A 22,659-nucleotide genomic window follows, 5' to 3' on the forward strand; every position below is an offset into this window, starting at 1 on the left:
CGCCCGCGCGGCCCGCCCCCCCCCCCCCCACACAACCCCCCCCCCCCCCCCCGCGTGAGCGGCCCCCCCCCGGCCCCCCGCGGGGGGGCCCCCCCCCCCCCCGGCGGGGGGCCCCCCCCCGCGGCGTTCTCAGGCCCGCTCGGGGCTGGTGACCGCGACCAGCTCGGTGCCGTCCTCGGACAGCCGCAGCTCGGTGCGCAGTTCGGCGAGCTCGCCGAGGTGGTGCAGGTGGGTGCCGCCGCAGAAGATCTGCGCGCCGCCCTCGGGCAGTTCGCAGTGCCACTGGCGGCGGGCGGTGAGCTCGGGGCCGGGGACCTCGATCCGGACCGGCGCGTCGGCCGCGACCCAGGCCGCGAGCCGCGCGTTGACGGCCTCGGTGAGGGCGGGCAGGGCGTCGGCGAGGGCGGGGAACTCCTCGGTGGCGTCCGCCGTGAAGCCCTTCTTCTTCAGCGACTTGCCGAGCCGGTAGGTGTCGGTGCTGGCCTCGGTGTCCATCACCGAGCTCGCCATCGCGAGGCTGTCGAAGTCGGGGTTGCCGAAGGCGTCCGAGCGGCCCGGGTCCTTGCGCCAGCGCGGGGCGAGCGCGGCGTTCAGGGCGAGGGCGAGCAGGTGGCAGCCGCTGTGCGAGGCGCTCAGGGCGGCCCGGCGCCCGGCGTCGACGGCGAGGGTCGCGGTGCGGCCCGTGATGTCACCGGGGTCGGTGTCGAGGACGTGCAGGACCAGCCAGGACCACTCCTCGTCCCCGCGCTTCACCGGGATCTCGGCGCCGACCAGCGGCGCGCCGCCGTCCGGGCCGACCGCGCCGGTGAGGCAGTCCACCACGGCCAGCTCGGCGCCGTCGACGGTCAGGGTGCCGTGGTCGGCCGGCTGGTCGGGCCAGGTGTGGTCGAGCGGGTGGAACGGGGTCGCCCCGGTCACCACGGCGTACCGGCCGTCGGCCAGCGGGTGCACCGCGAGCACCGGGGACTCTCCGGTCACCGCCCCGGCCGGGAAGCTGACGTGGGTGGTGGGGAGGGTCATGGCTGGCTCCGGTGACTGTGGACGAACGAGGTCGAGCGGGCCCTGGCCTACCGGCCCGACCCGCCCACCATTCTGCCTCCCGCCCCTCAGCCCAGGGTCGGCAGCTTGATCAGCACCAGCAGCGCGACCAGCTGCACCGCCGCGGCCGCCGCCGCCTTGCCCCAGGGCAGGTCGTGGAGCCGCCGGACCATGCTGGTCAGCAGGTACGCGCAGAACATCCAGGTGGCCCAGCCGACGACCTGGACCACCGCACTGTCGGAGGGCAGCACCAGGTCCAGCAGCAGCCGGGGGGCGTCGGTCAGCCAGCCGATCAGCGCGGCCAGGCCGACCGTCGACTTCCACGGGCCGTCGCCGCCGAGCTGGCGGGCCAGCGCGTAGGTGACCGCGCCGAAGATCCCGCCGGCCAGGGTGAAGCCGACGGCGGCGGCGAACATGCCGGTCAGCGCCACGGAGAAGGTCGAGTTGACGATGTCGTCGTGGGTCAGCCCGATGCCGAGCACCGCGAGCGCGCCGTACAGCAGCGAGACGGTGAGGGCGGGCAGCCAGACCTGGTGGTCGCGGGTGCGGTCGAAGATCGCGGTCGGGCTGCGGAAGAGGCCGGTGAACAGCTCGCGCCACTGCGGCCGGGGCCCGGCGACGTGCGGCGCGGACTGGCCGCCCGCCCGGTAGACCGCGACGTTGTCCTGGCCGTACGGCGCGTGCTGCTCCTGGCCGTACGGCTGCTGCTGCCCGTACCCGTCGTCGTAGTAGCCGGGGCCCGGGCCCTGGCCGTACCAGCCCCGGTCCTGGCCCGGACCGGGCTCGTGACCGTACGGCTGCTGCCGGCCGTACGGGTCGCCGACCGGGAAGGAGCGGGTGCCGCCCGGCCGGTCGGCCGCGTACGGGTCGTACCCGTCGCCGACCGTACCCCCGGGACCGCCGGCAGGACCCCCCGGACCACCGGCCGCCGTCGGATGCGGGGCTGTGAAGTGCTCCGGCCCGTCCGGCTGCCCGTGCCCCCCGGGCGCCCCCGCCGACGGCGGGGCCGACCATCCGCCGTGCGGGCGGTCGGCGCCCTGACCGCTGTCGTATCGATTACCAGCCACGTTCCGAAGGTACCCGTCCGGCCCAACGCGCGTCGGCCCCGGACGGAGCCGGGGCCGGTTTGCAGCGAGCCTGAGACGAACGGGTCCGAAAGCCCCCTCGGGACGTCGCTACCGCTGGGCGGTGACCGACGGCCCGTGCACCGCGGCGGCCGCGGTGGTACCGGCCGGGCAGCCGCCCGGGCCGGCCGAGGTGCGCACCGCGCCGACCGGCAGCAGGGTGCCGCAGGCGACCCGGATGCCGCTGGGCAGCTCGTTGTCGGACTCCACGATCGCGCCGTCGCCGATCACCGCGCCGTCCAGCGCCGAGCGGTCGCCGACGGTGGCGAAGGCGCCCACGATCGAGTCCTTGACCAGGGTGTCCGGGCCGATCACCGCGCCGGGCAGGATGACGCTGCCCTCGACGATCGCACCGGCCTCGACCACCGCGTCCGCGGAGACCACGGTGCCGCCGCTGAGCACCGCGCCCGGGTGGACGGTGGCGCCGGGCAGCAGCAGGGCGTCGCCGGTCGGGCCGGGGACGGCCGGGGAGTCGACCTTGCCGAGCACCAGGTCGGCCGAGCCGCGGACGAACGCGGCCGGGGTGCCGAGGTCCAGCCAGTACGAGGTGTCGACGACGCCGCGCAGCAGCGCGCCGGTGGCCAGCAGCTCGGGGAAGGTCTCGCGCTCGACGGACACCTCCCGGCCGGCCGGGATGCGGTCGATGACGGAACGGGTGAAGACGTAGCAGCCGGCGTTGATCTGGTCGGTGACGATCTGCTCCGGGGTCTCCGGCTTCTCCAGGAACTCCAGCACCCGCCCGTTGCCGTCGGTCGGGACGAGACCGAAGGCGCGCGGGTCCTCGACCCGGGTGAGGTGCAGGGTGACGTCGGCCCCGGCGGCCACGTGGCCGTCGCGCAGGGCGGCGATGTCCAGCCCGGAGAGGATGTCGCCGTTGAAGATCAGGACCGGCTCGTCCGGCCCGCAGGTCAGCCCGGAGGCGGCGTTGCGGATGGCCCCGCCGGTGCCCAGCGGCTCGCGCTCGGTCAGGTAGACCAGCTCGATGCCGTACGGGGTGCCGTCCTGGAAGTGGTCCTCGAACACCTCGGCCAGGTACGAGGTGGCCAGCACCACGCGGGTGACCCCGGCTGCGGCGGCACGGGCCAGCTGGTGCGCGATGAACGGGACGCCCGCCACGGGCAGCATCGGCTTGGGGGTGTGGGTGGTCAGCGGACGCAGTCGCGTGCCCTTACCACCGACGAGCATGATCGCCTCGGTCATGGTCTGCGCTGTTCCCCTTGTGGTCTCTGCGGCCCGGCCCGGCGGGCCGATACCTCCGTCGGTCTTCTGACCCGTCCGGAACGGGTCGACCGGCCTCGCGGCCGGTCCGGCGCCTACTGTATTTCCTTCCGACCGAATGCCCGTCCGGCGGCCGTGCGATCGGCGTCACCCTCCGCCCGGCCGCCCGGCCCCGGGGCCTCGACCGGGGGCGCCAAAAGCCCGGCCCGGCGGGCGCGTTGGCGGCACCCACCGGGCCGGGCTTTTGTAGCAGAACTGTCGAACAGCGGTCGCTACGCGTCCACCGTCGCGGGCTCCTCGGCCTCGTCCGGCGGGGTCGCCTTCACCGAGTCGAGCAGCAGCTGGGCCACGTCGACCACCTTCAGGTGGTCCTTGGCCGCGCCCTCGTTCTTCTTGCCGTTGACCGAGTCGGAGAGCATCACCAGGCAGAACGGGCAGGCGGTGGAGACGATGTCCGGGTTGAGCGACAGCGCCTCGTCCACGCGCTCGGTGTTGATCCGCTTGCCGATGCGCTCCTCCATCCACATCCGGGCACCGCCGGCGCCGCAGCAGAAGCCGCGCTCCTTGTGGCGGTGCATCTCCTGCTGGCGCAGACCGGGGACCTTGTCCATGATCTCGCGCGGCGGGCTGTAGACCTTGTTGTGGCGGCCCAGGTAGCAGGGGTCGTGGTAGGTGATCAGGCCCTCGACCGGGTTGACCGGGACGAGCTTGCCCTCGTCGATCAGGTGCTGCAGCAGCTGGGTGTGGTGGATCACCTCGAAGTGCCCGCCGAGCTGCGGGTACTCGTTGGCGATGGTGTTGAAGCAGTGCGGGCAGGTGGCCACGATCCGCTTGGTCGGGGCGTCCTCCAGCGCGGCGTTCAGCGTCTCGACGTTCTGGGCGCCGAGCATCTGGAACAGGAACTCGTTGCCCAGGCGGCGCGGGGAGTCACCGGTGCAGGTCTCCTCCTTGCCGAGGATCGCGAACTTCACGCCCGCGGTGTGCAGCAGCTCGGCGAAGGCCTTGGTGGTCTTCTTGGCGCGGTCCTCCAGGGCGCCGGCGCAGCCGACCCAGTAGAGGTACTCGACCTCGGCCGGGTCGATGTCCTCGCCGATCACCGGCACCTCGATGCCGGTCTCCTTCTTGAGCTCCTTGACCCAGTCCAGGCGGGCCTTGGTGGCCATGCCCCACGGGTTGCCCTTGTTCTCCAGGTTCTTGAGCATCGTCCCGGCCTCGGTCGGGAAGTTGCTCTCGATCATCACCTGGTAGCGGCGCATGTCGACGATGTGGTCGATGTGCTCGATGTCCACCGGGCACTGCTCGACGCAGGCGCCGCAGGTGGTGCAGGACCACAGCACGTCCGGGTCGATGACGCCGTTCTCCTCGGCGGTGCCGATCAGCGGGCGCTCGGCCTCGGCCATGGCGCTCGCCGGGACGTCCTTGAGCTGCTCGGCGGTGGCCTGCTCGGTGCCTTCCATGTCCTTGCCGCCACCGGCCAGCAGGTACGGCGCCTTGCCGAAGGCGTGGTCCCGCAGGCTCATGATCAGCAGCTTCGGGGAGAGCGGCTTGCCGGTGTTCCAGGCCGGGCACTGCGACTGGCAGCGGCCGCACTCGGTGCAGGTGGAGAAGTCGAGGATGCCCTTCCAGGAGAAGTGCTCGACCTGGGAGACGCCGAAGACGGCGTCGTCGGCCGGGTCCTCGAAGTCGATCGGCTGGCCGCCCGAGGTCATCGGCTGCAGCGCGCCCAGCGCGACGGCACCGTCGGCGTTGCGCTTGAACCAGATGTTCGGGAAGCCCAGGAAGCGGTGCCAGGCCACACCCATGTCGGTGTTCAGCGAGACCGTGATCATCCAGATGAAGGAGACGGAGATCTTGATCATCGCAACCAGCCAGAGCAGGTTGTGCAGGGTGCCGACGCTCAGTCCGGAGAACAGCTTCACCAGCGGGTACGAGACCACGTACGAGACCGAGTAGTGGTCGACCCCCAGCTGGGCGCCCTCCAGGCCGCGCAGGGTCAGGATGGCCGCGCCGATGACCAGGATGACGGCCTCGATGAAGTACGCGAAGCCCATGTTGGAGCCCGCGAAGCGGGACTTGCGGCCCGCCTTGTTCGGCAGGCTCAGCTGGCGGATCACGGTCAGCACCGCGATGCCGAGGAAGGTCACGAAGCCGAGCAGTTCCTGGAACACCAGGTACGGCGTCCAGTCCCCGACGATCGGGACCTCGAAGTCCGGGTCGAAGAGCTGACCGAACGCGCCGACCAGGGTGAGGATCAGCGCGTAGAAGCCGACCGCGACAGCCCAGTGGGCGACGCCGACGACGCCCCACTTGTTCATCCGGGTGTGCCCGAGGAACTCACGGATCAGGGTCACCGTGCGGGCCACCGGGTCGTTGATCCGCGCGCCCTTCGGGACGGGCTGGCCGAGCCGGACGAACCGGTAGATCTGCGCGATGGCACGAGCGAACAGCGCCACGCCGACCACGGTCGTGCCCAGTGAGATGACGATCGCTGCTAGCTGCATCCGGCTTCTCCGTACTCCAGCGGCGGTGAAGGTATAAGTCGGTCAAGTGTACTCGTGGGTAACTTAACCACCCACCGGCCGGACCTTACCGCCCGTTAGCACCGATTCAGAAGGTGCTCAAGGTATGGCGGCAGTCACGTAAGGCCATACTCATCCATTCGGAGCAAAACGGAAGAGGGGAAGCGCCGCCGCAGCAAAGTTGAGCCAGGACAGCTCAAGGCTGTTGACTCGTTCGTGGGCCTCATGCATGCTTGAGCCCGTAAAGCTCAACTCTTCCGTGGAGGTATCTACGATGGCACGCGCGGTCGGCATCGACCTCGGCACGACGAACTCGGTCGTCAGCGTTCTCGAGGGTGGCGAGCCCACCGTCATCACGAACGCCGAGGGCGCCCGGACCACGCCGTCCGTCGTCGCCTTCGCCAAGAACGGCGAGGTCCTGGTCGGCGAGGTGGCCAAGCGCCAGGCGGTCACCAACGTCGACCGCACCATCCGCTCGGTCAAGCGCCACATGGGCACCGGGTGGAAGATCAACATCGACAACAAGGACTTCACGCCGCAGCAGATCTCGGCCTTCGTGCTGCAGAAGCTGAAGCGCGACGCCGAGGCGTACCTGGGCGAGACCGTCACCGACGCCGTCATCACCGTCCCGGCGTACTTCTCGGACTCCGAGCGCCAGGCCACCAAGGAGGCCGGCGAGATCGCGGGCCTGAACGTCCTGCGCATCGTCAACGAGCCGACCGCGGCCGCCCTCGCGTACGGCCTGGACAAGGACGACCAGACCATTCTGGTCTTCGACCTCGGCGGTGGCACCTTCGACGTCTCCCTGCTGGAGATCGGCGACGGGGTCGTCGAGGTGAAGGCCACCAACGGTGACAACCACCTCGGTGGCGACGACTGGGACCAGAAGGTCGTCGACCACCTGGTCAAGACCTTCCAGAGCGGCCACGGCGTCGACCTGTCCAAGGACAAGATGGCCCTGCAGCGTCTGCGCGAGGCAGCCGAGAAGGCCAAGATCGAGCTGTCCTCGTCCTCCGAGACCTCGATCAACCTGCCGTACATCACGGCCTCCGCCGAGGGCCCGCTGCACCTGGACGAGAAGCTCACCCGCGCCCAGTTCCAGCAGCTGACCGCCGACCTGCTGGAGCGCTGCAAGATCCCGTTCCACAACGTGATCAAGGACGCCGGCATCTCGCTCTCCGAGATCGACCACGTCGTCCTGGTCGGTGGCTCGACCCGCATGCCGGCCGTCGCCGAGCTCGTCCGCGAGCTGACCGGCGGCAAGGACGCCAACAAGGGCGTCAACCCGGACGAGGTCGTCGCCATCGGTGCCTCGCTCCAGGCCGGTGTCCTCAAGGGTGAGGTCAAGGACGTCCTGCTGCTGGACGTCACCCCGCTGTCCCTCGGCATCGAGACCAAGGGCGGCATCATGACCAAGCTGATCGAGCGCAACACCACGATCCCGACCAAGCGCTCCGAGATCTTCACCACGGCCGAGGACAACCAGCCGTCCGTGCAGATCCAGGTCTACCAGGGCGAGCGCGAGATCGCCGCGTACAACAAGAAGCTCGGCATGTTCGAGCTGACCGGCCTGCCGCCGGCGCCGCGCGGCCTGCCGCAGATCGAGGTCACCTTCGACATCGACGCCAACGGCATCATGCACGTCGCGGCCAAGGACCTCGGCACCGGCAAGGAGCAGAAGATGACCGTCACCGGCGGCTCCTCGCTGCCGAAGGACGAGGTCGACCGCATGCGCCGCGAGGCCGAGCAGTACGCCGAGGACGACCACAAGCGCCGCGAGGCCGTCGAGACCCGCAACTCCGCCGAGCAGCTCGTCTACTCGACCGAGAAGTTCATCGCCGACAACGCCGAGAAGCTCCCGGCCGACGTCAAGACCGAGGTCGAGACCGCCATCGGCGAGCTCAAGGAGGCCCTGAAGGGCGAGGACATCGCGAAGATCCGCGAGGCCTCGGAGAAGGTCTCCACCACCGCCCAGAAGCTCGGCCAGGCGCTGTACGCCAACGCCGACGCCGCCGGTGCCGGTGCGGCCGCGGCCGGCGAGTCCACCCACGCCAAGGAGGACGACGTCGTCGACGCCGAGATCGTGGACGACGAGAAGCCCAAGGGCGGTGCGTCGGCATGACGGACAAGCCGCAGGGCGGCAAGCCCGGCGACGACTCCGCCGCCGAGGAGGCCGTGATCAAGGCTGCCGAGGAGGCCGCGGCGGCGGGTGCCGGCGAGGGCTCCGAGGATCTCGCCACGGCCAAGCGCGAGCTGGCCGAGCGCACCGCGGACCTGCAGCGGCTGCAGGCCGAGTACCAGAACTACCGCAAGCGGGTCGAGCGCGACCGACTGACCGTCCGCGAGATCGCGGTCTCCAACATCCTGGAGTCCCTGATCCCGGTCCTGGACGACATCGGCCGCGCCCGCGAGCACGGCGAGGTGACGGGCGGCTTCAAGTCCGTCGCCGAGTCCCTGGAGACGGTCGTCGCCAAGCTGGGCCTCCAGCAGTTCGGCAAGGAGGGCGAGCCCTTCGACCCGACCCAGCACGAGGCGCTGATGCACAGCTACTCCTCGGACGTCACCGAGGACACCTGCGTGCAGATCCTCCAGCCCGGCTACCGCATCGGCGAGCGGATCATCCGCCCGGCGATGGTCGCCGTGGCGGAGCCCCAGCCGGGCACCCAGACGACGTCCGCCCCGGACGCCGAGGCGAAGTCCGCCGACGCGGACACGTCCGACGGTGGCTCGGACAGCTGACAACCTGTGACAGCTGACAACCAGTGCGCTGCGGAGTCGTACGCCGGCCAACACGGCGGCCGGCTCCGCAGCGCGTTGTCAACGGCTCTTCTTCCAGTTGCCGTTGACAGCGCAGTGACGATGGACATCGGGAGGTGGCGGAGGCCGTGAGCGAGCGCAGCGAGCGAACCATCGAGGGGCGCGTGAACCGCTCAGCGGCTGCCGAGCGCAGCGAGGTGGACGTATGAGCGGCAAGGACTTTGTCGAGAAGGACTACTACAAGGTCCTCGGCGTGCCCAAGGACGCCACCGCCACCGAGATCAAGAAGACCTACCGCAAGCTGGCGCGCGAGTTCCACCCGGACGCGAACAAGGGCGACGCCAAGGCCGAGGAGCGCTTCAAGGACATCTCCGAGGCGTACGACGTCCTCTCCGACGAGAAGCGCCGCAAGGAGTACGACGAGGCCCGCAGCCTCTTCGCCAACGGCGGCTTCCGCACCGGCGGCCCCGGCACCGGCAGCTACAGCTTCGACTTCGGCGACCTCTTCAGCGGTAACCAGGGCGGCGGCGGCGGTGGCGGCGGGCTCGGCGACGTCTTCGGCGGCCTGTTCAACCGCGGCGGCACCCGGCAGGCCCAGCCCCGGCGCGGCGCCGACGTCGAGACCGAGGTGACGCTCTCCTTCGAGGAGGCGGTGGACGGCGCGACCGTCCCGCTGCGGATGACCAGCCAGGCCCCCTGCCGCGTCTGCAACGGCACCGGCGCCAAGTCCGGCACCACCCCGCGGGTCTGCCCGACCTGCGTCGGCGCCGGCACCGTCAGCCGCGGCCAGGGCGCCTTCGCGCTCTCCGAGCCGTGCAAGGACTGCCGCGGCCGGGGCATGATCGTCGACGACCCGTGCACCGACTGCCACGGCAGCGGCCGGGCCACCTCGGCCCGCACCATGCAGGTCCGCATCCCGGCCGGCGTCCAGGCCGACCAGCGGATCCGGCTCAAGGGCAAGGGCGCCCAGGGCGAGCGCGGCGGCCAGCCCGGCGACCTCTACGTCACCGTCCACGTCGACCCGCACCCGGTGTTCGGCCGCAAGGGCGACAACCTGACCGTCACCGTCCCGGTCACCTTCCCCGAGGCGGCCCTCGGCGCCACCATCGAGGTACCCACGCTCGGCGGCCCCGCCGTCAAGCTCAAGCTGCCCCCGGGCAGCGCCAACGGTCTCACCATGCGCGCCCGCGGCAAGGGCGCCACCCGCAAGGACGGCACCCGCGGCGACCTCCTCGTCACCGTCGAGGTCGTGGTGCCTCAGCACGTCGACGGCGACGCGCTGAACGCCCTGGAGCAGTACCGCGAGGCCACCGCCTCCGACGACCCGCGAGCCGCCCTCTTCCGGGCGGCGAAGGGAGCGTGACGACCAGATGTCCCCGAACCCGATGACCCCCGACAGCCCGATCGGCCCCGGCCTCGGCGAGGGCCTTCCCGGCAACGGCCCCCGCCGCACCCGGCGCACCGCCGCGGCCCCGCCGCAGTACGTGCTCACCGAGGAAACCCCGGTGTACGTCATCTCGGTCGCCGCCGAGCTGTCCGGCCTGCACCCGCAGACCCTGCGCCAGTACGACCGCCTCGGCCTGGTCTGCCCCGACCGCACCGCCGGCCGCGGCCGCCGCTACTCCGCCCGCGACATCCAGCAGCTGCGGGAGGTCCAGCGGCTCTCCCAGGACGAGGGCATCAACCTGGCCGGCATCAAGCGGATCATCGAGCTGGAGAACCAGGTCGCCGCCCTCCAGGCCCGCATCACCGAGCTGGTCGACTCGCTCGAAGGCGCCGCCACCGCCCTCCAGCAGCGCGAGGCCGCCGTCCACGCCTCCTACCGCCGCGACCTCGTCCCGTACCAGCCCCCCACCCCCCAGTCCAGCGCCCTCGTCGTCTGGCGCCCCAGGCGCTGACCCGGGGCACTGCTCACCTCGCCAGCCGCCGGCTCCCTCCTGTTCGGGGGGTGCCGGCGGCTCGGTGTTGGTGAGAGAGTGCTGGTTTCGGAGCAACTGCCGGGCGCCTTGACGGCCTTCATTTGACCTGAGCATCGGATCGCGGTCTCGGATTAAGATCCCTGAGGCTGCGGACTTCAGTCGCGTTGACTAGTTGTCCGGTCGACGACAAGGAGCCGAAAGTGAGTGATCGAGAGCACCTGGTGAACAGCCACGGTCGATCGCCGATCCTGTCTCCCGGCGCCCGCACGCTGTACCTCAAAGCGTTGGCGGGCAACGGCCGGCTCACCAGGGATACCTGCTCTCAGGAGGAGGGTGAGGCCATCCAGGAGTTGCTGGGACTCGGACTTCTGATATCGGACAACGACGAGCCCGGGTCATTGTTCGCCGCCGACCCTGAAAAACTTGCCGCCAGCCTGAGCTCAACTTGGCAGCGCCAGGCTCTCGACCTCTTGTCCCGCGCGGTTTCAATTCCGGGTGAATTGACAGATCTGGCGGAGGCATTTCACACGCCGGACCAGAGCGGCGGCCCCATCGAGTACGTTCAGGGCCGGGCGGTGATTAACCAACGGCTACAACAGGCCATGGCCAACGGCATGACCGAAGGTCTCGCCATGCAGCCTGGAGGGCCACGCCCCTCCGAAATGCTGACTTCATTCCTGAAACGGGATCTCGACATCATTCGAACCGGTGCGTCGATGCGGTCGATCTACAACGCGAGCACCCGCTACCACCAACCCACCAGGGACTATGTCGCCACACTCGCCAAGGAGGGGTGGCAGTTCCGGACCCTGGACGAGCCGTACACGCGACTGCTGATCTTCGATCGACGGCTCGCCGTCATTCCAATCGCCGGTGACAATCTGGCCGCTTTCGTCCATGACGCGGCAGTGATCAACTATCTCGCTCAAGAGGTTTTCGAACGAAACTGGAGCAGAGCCCTGGATTTCGAAGGCGACCGCACCGTACCCCAGCAGGTGGTTTCACAGCTCCGACAGACGATCATCGACCTACTGCTATCCGGAACGAATCACCGAGTCATCGCACGGCGACTCGGCATCAGCGAACGGACCCTGGCCAGGCACATCGCGGAAATGCGCGAGGAGTACAACGTCGACTCGCTCTTCCAGCTCGGCTACGTACTCGGGCACGCCGCAAAGGCGGATCGCGCAGGCCACTGACACCGTGACCCGAGGCTCCTCTGCGGACACGGAATGGCAGCGGCCCGATACGGGCGGCGCCTGTCGGTCGCGCCGCCGGTTCACGGGACACCGACGGAAGCCGGGAGACGGTACGCCCAGGCCAATGGGCCATTCGGCGTGCACAGGAGACCTGGCGTTCCGTCCGCCTGCCGGCCGAGCAATCCGGTCACGGGCCGGTCCTACCAGTGAAAGTCGTCAGCCACCGTCTCCGCCCCGACAACAGCAACGGTCGCACGGCCATGCGCCATCCCGAAGGGCCCATAACCTCCGACGGAGACACCAGCGGCCACGAGGGAAGCGCCCACTACCGTGGACAGCACAGCCTTACGGACAAGTCGGCGCATACGGGACATGGACCCACCCTCTTCCTCTCAAGTCCGCAAGTTGGACTAATAGCACTAGCGTCCACATGATGCCGCATGCCTTGCTCCAGTGTCACCTGTCGACCAACAGAGCGAGCGTCATCTCTCTGCCAGGCATCCAGATGCCAGGGCGGACCGCTGGACGAAGCCATCACCGCTGATAGACGATCAGTTCGCTCCCGATGGTCCCATGAAGCCGGAAGACTTGCCGCTGTACCGTCAAATTTCCTTCCTGCTTAACCATCGGATTCCTTGAAGCAGCAACTAAACACGCCTACCGGCACCGCCTCCTCCACCCGGTCGGCCTTTCCCCGGAGTCGACATGACCGAGCCCTACCTGCGTCACCACGACAGCCAGGCCCCTGAGGGTCGGCGTGCACGTGTGTTCCTGGCCGCGCCGCTGATGCGGCTGACCGGCCCGGCCGACAGCGTGGTGACCCTCGCCAGCCGGACGCGGCTGACGACGCTCCGCACCACCCTGCTCCGCAGCGGCGCCGCCGTGTACAGCGCGCACCACAGCGACGCCTGGACCGTCGCCGGCCGCGCGCCCGAGCCCCGGGTGCCGTCCGACTTCCGCGCCCTGCAGTCCGCGGACCTGGTCTTCGCCTACGTCGGTGCCCCGCTCTCGGCCGGGGTGAGCCTGGAGCTGGGTTGGGCGTCGGCCCTGCGGAAGCCGATCGTCCTGCTCGTCGACGAGGCGATCACCCACAACCCGCTGATCGCCACCATCGAGCAGGTCGCCCCCGTCCTGCCGCTGGTCTTCGACGACACCTGGTCGCAGGAGGCCCTCAACCACACGGTGGAGACCGCCCTGGACTGGGCCGGCATGGCGCTCTCCCTGCGCGAGGGCTTCTGGACCGCGCCCGGCGAGCAGTTCAACGTCCCCCGACAGCAGTCCTCCGTCCCCGGCTACTGGCCGACCGGCGCCGCCACCGGCTGAGCAGAGCGCACCCCCCGGATCCCCCTCCGGGCTCTTGCTTCCGCCGCTCGCCGCGCAGCCCGGCCGCCTCCGCCCGGGCTGCGCGGCCAATGGTGGCCCGGGCAGATCGAGTACCGGCTCAGGCACCGCGAGCCCCCCTCATCTGCCAGCCGAGCTGGAAGAGCGTCTCGGCGTCGTACAGCTCGCGCAGGCGGGCGATGTGACCGGCGACTGTTCGCTCGCTCAGGCCCAGGCGAGTGGCGATGGCCCGCTGGGTGAGGCCCCTCGCGAGCAGGCGGCCCACCTGCTCGCGAGGGTCGGAGTCCGTGGAACCTGCGGCCAGGGCCGCCCAGTTGACACCCTCGGAGAGCTGCCAGAATCGCTCGAAGACCTCCGCCAGGAAGACGACCGTGGCCGGGTCTTCCACGAAAGCCGCGGCATCGAGATCGGCCGAGGCCGGAATGACGGCCACGGTGCGGTCGAAGATCATCATCTTGGTGAGCGAAAACGGTGCGACCCGGATGCGGCAGCCGATGTCGGTCAAGCGAGCGGCCAGACGGACGGTCGGACCATCGAGTCGGGCCGTGTCCTCGTAAATGGTGTTCATCGAACCGCCGGCCTCAACAAAACGGCGGGCGGTTTCCACGATGTCGCCGGTGGCGTCCGTCGGCCTGGCTCCACCGGGGTGGAGCGAAAGCGCCTCATGGTTCAGCTCTTCGCTGAGCTGCGAGATCCGGTGCCGGATGTTCTCGCCGCCTTCAACGATCCGGATGGTTCCGGTGCGGTCGTGGCGTCGCGGGGCGGTGTCGTAGGCGGCGGTCAAGTCGCCTAGAAGGATCGGGAGTTGCTCGGCCTGCATCATCAGGCGGGTACCCGCCGCCCGCAGATCGGCGCCGAGACGGGCGGTGACCGAGCGCGGGTTGATCGCGCTGAGCGACCCGTCCGAGACGTACGGCTTCAGCAGGCCCAGGTCCAGCAGCGACTGGACGGTCGCCGCGTCCCGCTCCTGGATGTCGGCGATGCGGATGCGGCCGCCCTCGCGGAGGATCGCGCGGTAGAGCTCGCGGGCGGCGCCGTCGGGAAGCATGAGGCCGTGATCGGTCATGACTGCTCACCTCTCAAATGCCAGCCGAGTTGGAAGAGCGTCTCGGCGTCGTACAGCTCGCGCAGGCGGGCGATATGGCTGGCGACCGTGCGCTCACTCAGGCCCAGGCGACTCGCGATCGACCGTTGGGTGAGGCCCTGGGCGAGCAGTCCGGCAACCCGCTCGTGGACGGCGGGCTCAGCGGAACCAGCAGCCAGGGACGCCCAGTTGACTCCTTCGGCCTGCTGCCAGAGCGTCTCGAAGGTATCGGCCGCGAAGGCGACCATCGCCGGGTCGTCGACCACGGCGGCGCTGGAGTAGTCCGAGGCGGCGGGGATGATGGCGACGGCACGGTCGAAGACCAGGAAGCGCTTGAACGGTACGGCGAGGACTCGTGTGGTGGAACCGAGTTGGGCGGTTTGAGCGGCGAACCGTACGGTCGCCGGGTCGAGCTTGGCCGAGCGCTCGTACAGGGTGCGCAAGGTTCCGCCGCGTTCGCGGTAGCGACGGGCACGGTCGAGCGCGTCAGGCATTTCGGTGGGCAACCGGGGGCCGCCGGGCTGGGCGGTCAGGCCCTCGTTGGGGAACTCCTGGCTCAATTGCCCCAGTTCGTGCCGAATTTGCTCCTTTCCCGAAATGTATCGCACCCCGGTCGAGTCGCCCCGCCGTTTCGGAGTCGCGTCGTATGCCCGGGTGAGATCGCCCATCAGTTCCGGGAGTTGTTCGGCTTCCGTAAGCAGTCGGGCGACTTGGAAGCGGATTTCGGTGCCGATCCGTTCGGTGGCCGCACGCGGGTCGATCGCGCTGTACGCGGCGTCCTGCAACTGCGGTACCAGCAGCCCGAGTTCCACCAGCCGCTGGAGCGCCGCCCGGTCCGCCGGACCGACCTCGGCGGCGCGGATGCGGCCGCCCTCGCGCAGCACCGCGAGGTAGAGGGCGCGGGCGGCGGCGTCCGGGAGGGCGGCGGAGAGGAGGGCGGAGGCGTCAGCCATGGTGTTCTCCGCGCAGGTGCCAACCGAGGTGGAAGAGGGTCTGGGCGCCGTAGCGGTCGCGGAGGCGGGCGATGTGGCCGGCGACGGTGCGTTCGCTGAGGCCCAGTCGGGTGGCGACGGTGCGTTGGGTGAGGCCGCGGGCGAGGAGGCGGCCGATGCGGACGGTGGTGGGGTGCGGGGCTTCGATGTGGTGGTCGGCGGGGGTGGCGCGGGCCCAGTCGCGTTCGAAGTGGGCGACCAGGTAGGCGACGGTGGTGGGGTCGGTGAGGAAGGCGGCGCGGCTGCGGTCCTCGGCGGCCGGGATGACGGCCACCGAGCGGTCGAAGATCATTAGCCGTTCGTAGGGTTCGGCGAGCACCCGGACCCGGGCGCCCTGCCGGGTGCGGAGGGCGATCTGCCGCAGCACGGCATGGTCGGTGAGGGTGACCGGCTGGTAGAGGGTGCGCATCGAGCAGCCGCGGCGGAGCAGGGAGAGGTCCTGGGCGAGGGCCATCTGGAGGCCGTCGAGGGGGCGCGGCCCGGGTTGGGCGGCGAGGAACTCCTCCTTGCACTCGGAGATGAGCTCGGCGATGCGCTGGCGGATGTCGACGGCGGTGTCGAACTCCACACTCTCCGGCCCGAAACCGCCCGGCCCGCCCGGCCCGCCCGGCCCGTCCGGTCGGCGGACCGCCTCGTAGGCCCGGGTGAGCGGTCCGAGGGCGACCGGGAGGCGCTCGGCGTGGAGCAGCAGGCGGGTGGCGCGGGTGCGGAGTTCGACGCCGAGGCGGTCGCCGAGGGCGCGCGGGTTGGCGGCGGTGTAGCCGGTGGCGGTGGGAGTGAGCAGGCCGCGGGCGACGAGGGCGGCGACGGTGGGGCGGTCGGCGGGAGCGAGGTCCTCGGGGCGTAGGCGGCCGCCACCGCGGACGGCGGCGAGGTAGAGGGCGCGCTCGGCCGGGGCGGGCTCGTCAGTCATCGCGGGAGCCTCTCATCAGCCAGCCGAGCTGGAAGAGGGTCTGGGCGCCGTAGCGGTCGCGGAGGCGGGAGATGTGGGCGGCGACGGTGCGTTCGCTGAGGCCGAGGCGGGTGGCGACGGCGCGTTGGGTGAGGCCGCGGGCGAGGAGGCGGCCGACCCGGTCGGGGATGGAGCGGGCGGGGCCCTGGCCGAGGGCGGCGGCGGCCTCGGTGCTGTCGGCGCGGGCCCAGTCGCGTTCGAAGGCGCCGATCAGGAAGGTGAGGGCGGCCGGGTCGCTGATGAAGGCGGCGGTGCTGTTGTCGTCGTTGGCGGCGATGACGGCGACGCTGCGGTCGAAGACGATCAGCCGCTGGAAGGGCTCGTCGAGGATCCGGATCTGGGAGCCGTGCCGGGTGACCTCCTCGGCGTAGGCGAGCGCGGGCGCCTCGGCGAGCGCGACCGGCTGGTAGATGGTGCGCAGCGAGCAGCCGCGCTGGAGGAGTTGGACGTCCTGGGCGAGGGCGACCTGGAGGGTGTCGGCGGGTCGGTGGCCGGGCTGGGCGGTGAGCACCTCGGAGCGGCAGTCGGAGACCAGCTGGGAGATCCGCTGGCGGATGTGAACGTGGCCCTCGACGTAGACCGCGCCGCTGGAGCGGCCGGACGGACGGGGCATCGCGTCGTAGGCGCGGGTGAGGCCGTCGAGGGCGCCCGGGAGGTTCTCCGCGCGGACCAGCAGCCGGGTCGCCTCGCTGCGGAGCTCGGAGCCGAGGCGGTCGCTGACCGAGCGCGGGCTGACGGCGGTGTAGCAGCGGTCCATCCGGTTGGCCATCAGCAGGCCGATGTCGAGGAGTTGCCGGAGCGCGTCGCGGTCGGTGTCCCCGATGTCGGCGCAGGGGATGCGGCCGCCTTCGGCGATGATCGCCAGGTAGAGCTGCCGGGCCGCCTCGTCGGGCTCCCCGCCCACGGGTACCGCGTGGTGCGGCGTGACCGCCGGTTCCGCCGTCACGTCGCACTCTCCCTGCCGGACGCCTCTCCCCTGGTGTTGCCCCCGCCCGTACACGCGAGTCGCGGGTGCGCGGTACCGGCTGCCGGGCGTGCTCACGGTACCGGTCGGACGGCGGGCCCCCGGGTCCGGGTGCCGTCGCACACCGGGTGCCCGGGGGCCGCCGTCGGCACGCCAATGCCCAGGCGCTTCCGTCGAGGCGGAGCAGCAACGCCTCGACGGATCCGGATCCGGAGTCCATCACCACACATGGACCCCGGCCGGCGCTCTTCCCCCCCGTTCCACGCGTGCTGAACGTTGCACACGTGGTCAGACCTGAAGAGCAAGTCGCCACTCTCGGGCTGCGGTTGCCCGGCGACCTTGGCGTGCCTCCACCCTCACAGCGTGACGCCCGGTGGACAAGTGTCGCCCGAGTTCAGGTTCGCGCATTTGCAGGTACCTGCATCCCGGTGCCGATGCGGTGCCGTGGGCGGCGGGCGGGATTCCGGTAAAGCCCGAGGCCAGCGGGGGGTGCGGGCAGCGGCGGCCGGTTGGCTGTGCACGGTCAGCCTGAAGGTGCGCATTCCTGCAACGGCGGCCTGCTTTTGAGCCGGGGCCATTCCTTCGACTGACCGTCCGACCGGCCGTCCGACCGGGTCAGCGCGCCAGCAGTCGCCCGCGCACCAGCCCTGCGGCGGTGCCCCCCGCCGCCAGCCCCCAGGCGACGACCAGCAGCAGGTAGAGCCCGGCGGCCAGCGCGGTGAAGCCGCCGAAGCCGGTGTGCCGGGCGAGCGCGGCGGCGCCGGTGACGCAGGTGCCGATCGGGAAGGTGTAGGCCCACCAGGTCATCGCGAACGGCATCCCGGCCCGGCGGGCCCGCAGGTTGGCGGTGAGCGCGACGGCCAGCCAGAGCATCGCGACGCCGATCACCGCGATGCCGTACAGCTCGGCCAGCGGCAGCATGACGGGCGCCAGGGCGGGCAGCACCGGGCGGGCGGCGTCGGCGAGCTGGTGGATCGCGGTGACGGACTGGCCGAGCGGGCCGAGCACCAGGAACAGCGCGGGGGTGAGCGTCAGGGCGGGCAGCTTGCTGTGGAACAGCCCGGTGAACACCACCGGCAGCAGCACCAGGGTGGCCAGCAGGCCGACCCCGAACAGCGCCCAGCAGCCGTACAGCAGGGCCTGCTGGGGTGCTCCGGCGGGCAGGTGCGGGACGAGGGCCGGGCCGCAGGCGGAGGCGACCAGCGGTGCGACCACCGGCAGCAGCCAGGTCGGGTTGGCCTCCAGCGCGGACACCGGGTGCCGGGTGATCATCAGGTACGGGATGCCGGCCGCGACGGTCAGCGCGTACAGCGTGCCGACGCCCCACAGCACGGCGTCCAGGGCGACCGCCGGACCGGTGCCGATGACCCGGGAGCCGAGCAGCAGGGTGCCGAGCCCGACCGCCAGCAGCGCCATCGGCGGGCAGCCGTAGAAGACCGCGGTGGCCGGGTTGTCCAGCAGCTGGGCGCGGGCCGCCTCGCGGTGCCGGGTGAGGTGGACCAGCCGGGCCCCGGCCAGCACCAGCAGGGCGGCCAGCCCGAGCGCCCACATCACCTCGCCGAAGCCGATCAGCCCGGGCACCCGGACCGGCAGGGCGGCGGCGCCGTTGGCGATGATCGCGGTGCCCATCACGGCGGCGTACCAGTTGGGGCCGAGCTGGGCGAGGTCGAACCGGGAGAGCCGGGTACGGGGAGCGGGACGGGTGAGCGGACGGACATCGACCGAGGTGGACATGGTTCCACCCTGGCCCGGCGGCCCGGCCGCCGGTAGCGCCGCGAATCCTATGAGGACATAGCCTGAACCTATGCCCCTCTCCCCGCACGTCCCCGAACTGGGCGCCCTGGAACTGCTGCTCGCGGTGGCCCGACTGGGCAGCGTCGGCCGGGCCGCGGCCGAGCTGGGCGTCAGCCAGCCGACCGCCAGCGCCCGGATCAAGGGCATGGAGCGGCAGATCGGCGTCGCGCTGCTGGAGCGCTCGCCCCGGGGCAGCCGGCCCACCGAGGCGGGCCGACTGGTGGTCGAGTGGGCCCGGCAGGTGGTGGAGGCGGCCCAGGCGCTGGACGCCGGGATCGACGCGCTGCGCGAACGGCGGGACGCCAAGCTGCGGGTGGTGGCCAGCCTGACCGTCGCCGAGTACCTGATGCCGGGCTGGCTGCTGGCGCTCGCCGAGGCCAGCCCGGGGACGGCGGTGACGCTGCGGACGGCGAACTCGGCGGAGGTCGCCGGGCACGTGCTGGCCCGGGAGGCCGACCTCGGCTTCGTCGAGGGCCCGTCCACCCCGCCCGGACTGGCCGGCGCGGTGGTGGCGGCGGACCGGCTGGTGGTCGTGGTGGCGCCCGGTCACCCGTGGTCGCGTCGGCGCACCCCGCTGACCGGGACCGAGCTGGCGGCCACCCCGCTGGTGCTCCGGGAGCCCGGCTCGGGCACCCGGGAGGTGCTGGAGATGGCGCTGACGCCGTACGGGGGCGCGACGCGGCCCCGGCTGGAGCTGGCCTCGTCCACCGCGCTGAAGGCGGCGGCGATGACCGGGGCGGGGCCGGTCTGCCTGAGCGAGCTGGCGGTGGTGGAGGAGCTGGCCACCCGGCGGCTGGTCGAGGTGCCGCTGGCGGAGGAGCTGGACCTGCGGCGGCCGCTGCGCGCGGTGTGGCCGGCCGGGCACCGGCCGAGCGGGCCGGCCCGGGAGCTGCTGGGGCTGACCCGGCGGACGAACGGCCCCATCGCCAGGAGGAAGAGTTGAGCCCGGGGAACCTGCGCGAGGAAACCCCCGCGCGGGGACCTGAACCCGGGAACCTGAGCCCGGCGAAAGGTCGAGCCAGGGGAAACCCGGGCCTCGGGCCGATGGAGAAAACTTGAGCGGAATAGACTCAAGTTAGTGCATGCTGTATGTAGCAGTAGTGAAGGACGACGAGGGAGGATCCCCCAGCAGTGGACGCGAGCAAGTTCACCACCAAGACGCAGGACGCCCTGTCCGCCGCGATCCGGCAGGCGGGCACGGTCGGCAACCCGGACGTCAGGCCGGTGCACATCCTGATCGCCCTGCTGGAGCAGCCCGAGGGCATCGCCCGGCCCCTGCTGGAGGCGGTCGGGGCGAACGCCGCCCGGATCGACGCCGAGGCGCGCCGCCAGCTGACCGCGCTGCCCAGCGCGACGGGCTCGACGGTCGCCGCCCCGCAGCTCGCCCGGGACACCCTCGCCGTGCTCACCGAGGCCGGCAAGCGCGCGGACGACCTGGACGACCAGTACGTCTCCACCGAGCACCTGATGGTCGGCCTGGCCGCCGAGGGCGGGCCGGTGGCCGAGCTGCTGGTGCAGCAGGGCGCCACGCCCAAGGCGCTGCTCGCCGCCTTCAAGGACGTCCGGGGGAGCGGCCGGGTCACCTCGCCGGACCCGGAGGGCACCTACAAGGCGCTGGAGAAGTACGGCACCGACCTCACCCAGGCCGCCCGGGACGGCAAGCTCGACCCGGTGATCGGCCGCGACCACGAGATCCGCCGGGTGGTCCAGGTGCTCTCCCGCCGGACCAAGAACAACCCGGTGCTGATCGGCGAGCCCGGCGTCGGCAAGACCGCCGTGGTCGAGGGCCTGGCCCAGCGCATCGTGGCCGGCGACGTGCCGGAGTCGCTGCGCGGCAAGCGGCTGGTCGCGCTGGACCTCAGCGCGATGGTGGCCGGCGCCAAGTTCCGCGGCGAGTTCGAGGAACGGCTGAAGGCCGTCCTGAACGACATCAAGGCCTCCGACGGCCAGGTCGTCACCTTCATCGACGAGCTGCACACCATGGTCGGCGCGGGCGCCGGCGGCGACTCCGCGATGGACGCGGGCAACATGCTCAAGCCGATGCTGGCCCGCGGCGAGCTGCGGATGGTCGGCGCCACCACGCTGGACGAGTACCGCGAGCGGATCGAGAAGGACCCGGCCCTGGAGCGCCGCTTCCAGCAGGTGCTGGTCGGCGAGCCCAGCGTGGAGGACTCGATCGCCATCCTGCGCGGCCTCAAGGGCCGGTACGAGGCGCACCACAAGGTGCAGATCTCGGACGCCGCCCTGGTCGCCGCCGCCACCCTGTCCAACCGCTACATCACCTCCCGCTTCCTGCCCGACAAGGCCATCGACCTGGTCGACGAGGCGGCCTCCCGGCTGCGGATGGAGATCGACTCCTCCCCGGTCGAGATCGACGAACTCCAGCGCGCCGTCGACCGGTTGCGAATGGAGGAGCTGGCCCTGGAGAAGGAGTCGGACCCGGCCTCGGTCGACCGGCTGGCCCGACTTCGGCGCGATCTCGCCGACCGGAACGAGCAGTTGAGCGTGCTGACGGCGCGCTGGGAGCAGGAGAAGAAGAGCCTCAACCGGGTCGGCGAGCTCAAGGAGCGGCTGGACGACCTGCACGGCGCCCTCGAACGGGCCCAGCGCGACGGGGACTTCGAGCGGGCGTCCAAGCTGATGTACGCCGAGATCCCGGCGGCCGAGAAGGAGCTCACCGACGCCCAGGAACGCGCCGCCGCTGCGAACAACGAGACCGGGTCCGCCTCGCCGTCGATGGTCAAGGAGGAGGTCGGCCCGGACGACGTGGCCGATGTGGTCGCCTCCTGGACGGGCATTCCGGCCGGCCGTCTGATGGAGGGCGAGAGCGCCAAACTCCTGCGCATGGAGGAGGAGTTGGGCAGGCGCCTGATCGGCCAGACGGAGGCCGTGCAGGCGGTCTCGGACGCGGTGCGCCGCACCCGCTCGGGCATCGCCGACCCGGACCGCCCGACCGGATCCTTCCTGTTCCTCGGTCCGACCGGTGTCGGCAAGACCGAACTCGCCAAGGCGCTGGCCGACTTCCTGTTCGACGACGAGCGGGCGATGGTCCGGATCGACATGAGCGAGTACGGCGAGAAGCACTCGGTCTCCCGCCTGGTCGGCGCCCCGCCCGGGTACGTCGGCTACGAGGAGGGCGGTCAGCTCACCGAGGCGGTCCGCCGCCGCCCGTACAGCGTGGTGCTGCTGGACGAGGTGGAGAAGGCCCACCCGGAGGTCTTCGACGTCCTGCTCCAGGTGCTGGACGACGGCCGGCTCACCGACGGCCAGGGCCGCACGGTGGACTTCCGCAACGCGATCCTGATCCTCACCTCCAACCTGGGCAGCCAGTACCTGGTGGACCCGGCCACCCCCGAGGACAAGAAGAAGGCCCTGGTGCTGGACTCCGTCCGGGCCGCGTTCAAACCGGAGTTCCTCAACCGGCTGGACGACATCGTGGTCTTCGACCCGCTGGGCACCGGCGAGCTCAGCCGGATCGTCGACATCCAGGTGGCCCGCCTCGGCGAGCGGCTGCGCGAGCGGCGGCTCACCCTGGACGTCTCCTCGGCCGCCCGCGACTGGCTGGCGCTCACCGGGTACGACCCGGCGTACGGCGCCCGCCCGCTGCGCCGGCTGGTGCAGTCCGCGATCGGCGACCAGCTGGCCCGGGCGATCCTGTCCGGCCAGGTGCACGACGGGGACACCGTCCTGGTCGAGCGGGACGAGGAGGGCGACCGCCTCACCGTCCGCGGTCGGGGCCCGCTGGAGAAGTAACCCCG

General features: G+C 71.4%; 16 protein-coding genes and 1 pseudogene. 8 read left to right on the forward strand and 9 right to left on the reverse strand.

The window, feature by feature from the left end; genetic code table 11:
* Positions 1–129 precede the first annotated feature (129 nt).
* The 4 genes and pseudogenes from ACGF12_RS00480 to ACGF12_RS00495 form a co-directional block, all read right to left on the reverse strand.
* Positions 130–1,020, reverse strand: coding sequence for a metal-dependent hydrolase (locus tag ACGF12_RS00480; protein WP_393023348.1), 891 nt, complete (start codon positions 1,018–1,020; stop codon positions 130–132).
* Between the two features lie 86 nt (positions 1,021–1,106).
* Positions 1,107–2,105 carry a Yip1 family protein gene (locus ACGF12_RS00485; protein WP_393023351.1) on the reverse strand — a complete coding sequence of 333 codons (999 nt, stop codon included), beginning with the start codon at positions 2,103–2,105 and terminating at the stop codon, positions 1,107–1,109.
* Positions 2,106–2,288: 183 nt separating this feature from the next.
* Positions 2,289–3,362, reverse strand: a pseudogene (locus ACGF12_RS00490) (sugar phosphate nucleotidyltransferase); the annotation flags it as partial.
* A gap of 290 nt (positions 3,363–3,652) precedes the next feature.
* Positions 3,653–5,881 carry a (Fe-S)-binding protein gene (locus tag ACGF12_RS00495; RefSeq protein ID WP_393023352.1) on the reverse strand — a complete coding sequence of 743 codons (2,229 nt, stop codon included), beginning with the start codon at positions 5,879–5,881 and terminating at the stop codon, positions 3,653–3,655.
* A gap of 292 nt (positions 5,882–6,173) precedes the next feature.
* Between ACGF12_RS00495 and dnaK the strand changes: the two genes are divergently transcribed.
* From dnaK to ACGF12_RS00525, 6 genes are all read left to right on the forward strand, one after another.
* On the forward strand, positions 6,174–8,021 hold the full coding sequence (dnaK, locus tag ACGF12_RS00500) for a molecular chaperone DnaK (protein WP_393023355.1): 1,848 nt from the start codon (positions 6,174–6,176) through the stop codon (positions 8,019–8,021).
* Complete coding sequence (grpE, locus tag ACGF12_RS00505; protein WP_380608791.1) at positions 8,018–8,638, forward strand: nucleotide exchange factor GrpE; 621 nt, start codon at positions 8,018–8,020, stop codon at positions 8,636–8,638. Before dnaK ends, grpE begins: the two co-directional genes overlap by 4 nt.
* A 223-nt stretch (positions 8,639–8,861) precedes the next feature.
* The gene (gene dnaJ, locus ACGF12_RS00510) at positions 8,862–10,019 is read left to right on the forward strand and encodes a molecular chaperone DnaJ (protein ID WP_393023358.1); all 1,158 of its coding nucleotides are present in this window, start codon (positions 8,862–8,864) and stop codon (positions 10,017–10,019) included.
* 7 nt (positions 10,020–10,026) lie between these two features.
* Positions 10,027–10,554, forward strand: a complete 528-nt coding sequence (locus ACGF12_RS00515) for a heat shock protein transcriptional repressor HspR (RefSeq protein ID WP_393023361.1) — start codon at positions 10,027–10,029, stop codon at positions 10,552–10,554.
* Between the two features lie 221 nt (positions 10,555–10,775).
* Positions 10,776–11,774, forward strand: a complete 999-nt coding sequence (locus ACGF12_RS00520; RefSeq protein ID WP_393023364.1) for a helix-turn-helix domain-containing protein — start codon at positions 10,776–10,778, stop codon at positions 11,772–11,774.
* A 705-nt stretch (positions 11,775–12,479) separates the two neighbouring features.
* Positions 12,480–13,097: a hypothetical protein gene (locus ACGF12_RS00525; RefSeq protein ID WP_355668839.1), complete on the forward strand. Its 618-nt coding sequence runs from the start codon at positions 12,480–12,482 to the stop codon at positions 13,095–13,097.
* Positions 13,098–13,215: 118 nt separating this feature from the next.
* On the opposite strand, the gene ACGF12_RS00530 is transcribed toward ACGF12_RS00525, so the two are convergent.
* From ACGF12_RS00530 to ACGF12_RS00550, 5 genes are all read right to left on the reverse strand, one after another.
* The gene (locus ACGF12_RS00530) at positions 13,216–14,181 is read right to left on the reverse strand and encodes a LuxR C-terminal-related transcriptional regulator (protein WP_393023368.1); all 966 of its coding nucleotides are present in this window, start codon (positions 14,179–14,181) and stop codon (positions 13,216–13,218) included.
* The gene (locus ACGF12_RS00535) at positions 14,178–15,152 is read right to left on the reverse strand and encodes a LuxR C-terminal-related transcriptional regulator (RefSeq protein WP_393023371.1); all 975 of its coding nucleotides are present in this window, start codon (positions 15,150–15,152) and stop codon (positions 14,178–14,180) included. Before ACGF12_RS00535 ends, ACGF12_RS00530 begins: the two co-directional genes overlap by 4 nt.
* Entirely contained in the window at positions 15,145–16,104 is a 960-nt protein-coding gene (locus ACGF12_RS00540; RefSeq protein ID WP_393023373.1) for a LuxR family transcriptional regulator, read from the reverse strand. The genes ACGF12_RS00535 and ACGF12_RS00540 overlap by 8 nt, the downstream gene beginning before the upstream one ends.
* Entirely contained in the window at positions 16,097–17,089 is a 993-nt protein-coding gene (locus tag ACGF12_RS00545; protein ID WP_393023376.1) for a LuxR C-terminal-related transcriptional regulator, read from the reverse strand. The genes ACGF12_RS00540 and ACGF12_RS00545 overlap by 8 nt, the downstream gene beginning before the upstream one ends.
* Before the next feature lie 633 nt (positions 17,090–17,722).
* The gene (locus tag ACGF12_RS00550) at positions 17,723–18,841 is read right to left on the reverse strand and encodes a TDT family transporter (protein ID WP_393023379.1); all 1,119 of its coding nucleotides are present in this window, start codon (positions 18,839–18,841) and stop codon (positions 17,723–17,725) included.
* 70 nt (positions 18,842–18,911) lie between these two features.
* On the opposite strand from ACGF12_RS00550, the gene ACGF12_RS00555 reads away from it, so the two are divergent.
* Both ACGF12_RS00555 and clpB read left to right on the forward strand, forming a co-directional pair.
* Positions 18,912–19,844 (forward strand): LysR family transcriptional regulator, encoded by a 933-nt coding sequence (locus ACGF12_RS00555; protein WP_393023382.1) that lies wholly within the window; start codon positions 18,912–18,914, stop codon positions 19,842–19,844.
* A 188-nt stretch (positions 19,845–20,032) separates the two neighbouring features.
* Complete coding sequence (gene clpB / locus ACGF12_RS00560) at positions 20,033–22,654, forward strand: ATP-dependent chaperone ClpB (RefSeq protein ID WP_393023385.1); 2,622 nt, start codon at positions 20,033–20,035, stop codon at positions 22,652–22,654.
* The last annotated feature ends 5 nt before the right edge of the window (positions 22,655–22,659 follow it).

Origin of the sequence: Kitasatospora sp. NPDC048296 (assembly GCF_043201815.1) — a bacterium.
Taxonomy (GTDB): Bacteria; Actinomycetota; Actinomycetes; order Streptomycetales; family Streptomycetaceae; genus Kitasatospora.

Excerpts from the sequence above, each read along its gene's own strand:
- ACGF12_RS00480 (WP_393023348.1), bottom strand. The coding sequence starts at position 1,020 with ATGACCCTCCCCACCACCCACGTCAGCTTCCCGGCCGGGGCGGTGACC.
- ACGF12_RS00495 (WP_393023352.1), bottom strand. The coding sequence starts at position 5,881 with ATGCAGCTAGCAGCGATCGTCATCTCACTGGGCACGACCGTGGTCGGC.
- dnaK (WP_393023355.1), top strand. The coding sequence starts at position 6,174 with ATGGCACGCGCGGTCGGCATCGACCTCGGCACGACGAACTCGGTCGTC.
- grpE (WP_380608791.1), top strand. The coding sequence starts at position 8,018 with ATGACGGACAAGCCGCAGGGCGGCAAGCCCGGCGACGACTCCGCCGCC.
- dnaJ (WP_393023358.1), top strand. The coding sequence starts at position 8,862 with ATGAGCGGCAAGGACTTTGTCGAGAAGGACTACTACAAGGTCCTCGGC.
- ACGF12_RS00515 (WP_393023361.1), top strand. The coding sequence starts at position 10,027 with ATGTCCCCGAACCCGATGACCCCCGACAGCCCGATCGGCCCCGGCCTC.
- ACGF12_RS00525 (WP_355668839.1), top strand. The coding sequence starts at position 12,480 with ATGACCGAGCCCTACCTGCGTCACCACGACAGCCAGGCCCCTGAGGGT.
- ACGF12_RS00530 (WP_393023368.1), bottom strand. The coding sequence starts at position 14,181 with ATGACCGATCACGGCCTCATGCTTCCCGACGGCGCCGCCCGCGAGCTC.
- ACGF12_RS00535 (WP_393023371.1), bottom strand. The coding sequence starts at position 15,152 with ATGGCTGACGCCTCCGCCCTCCTCTCCGCCGCCCTCCCGGACGCCGCC.
- ACGF12_RS00540 (WP_393023373.1), bottom strand. The coding sequence starts at position 16,104 with ATGACTGACGAGCCCGCCCCGGCCGAGCGCGCCCTCTACCTCGCCGCC.
- ACGF12_RS00550 (WP_393023379.1), bottom strand. The coding sequence starts at position 18,841 with ATGTCCACCTCGGTCGATGTCCGTCCGCTCACCCGTCCCGCTCCCCGT.
- ACGF12_RS00555 (WP_393023382.1), top strand. The coding sequence starts at position 18,912 with ATGCCCCTCTCCCCGCACGTCCCCGAACTGGGCGCCCTGGAACTGCTG.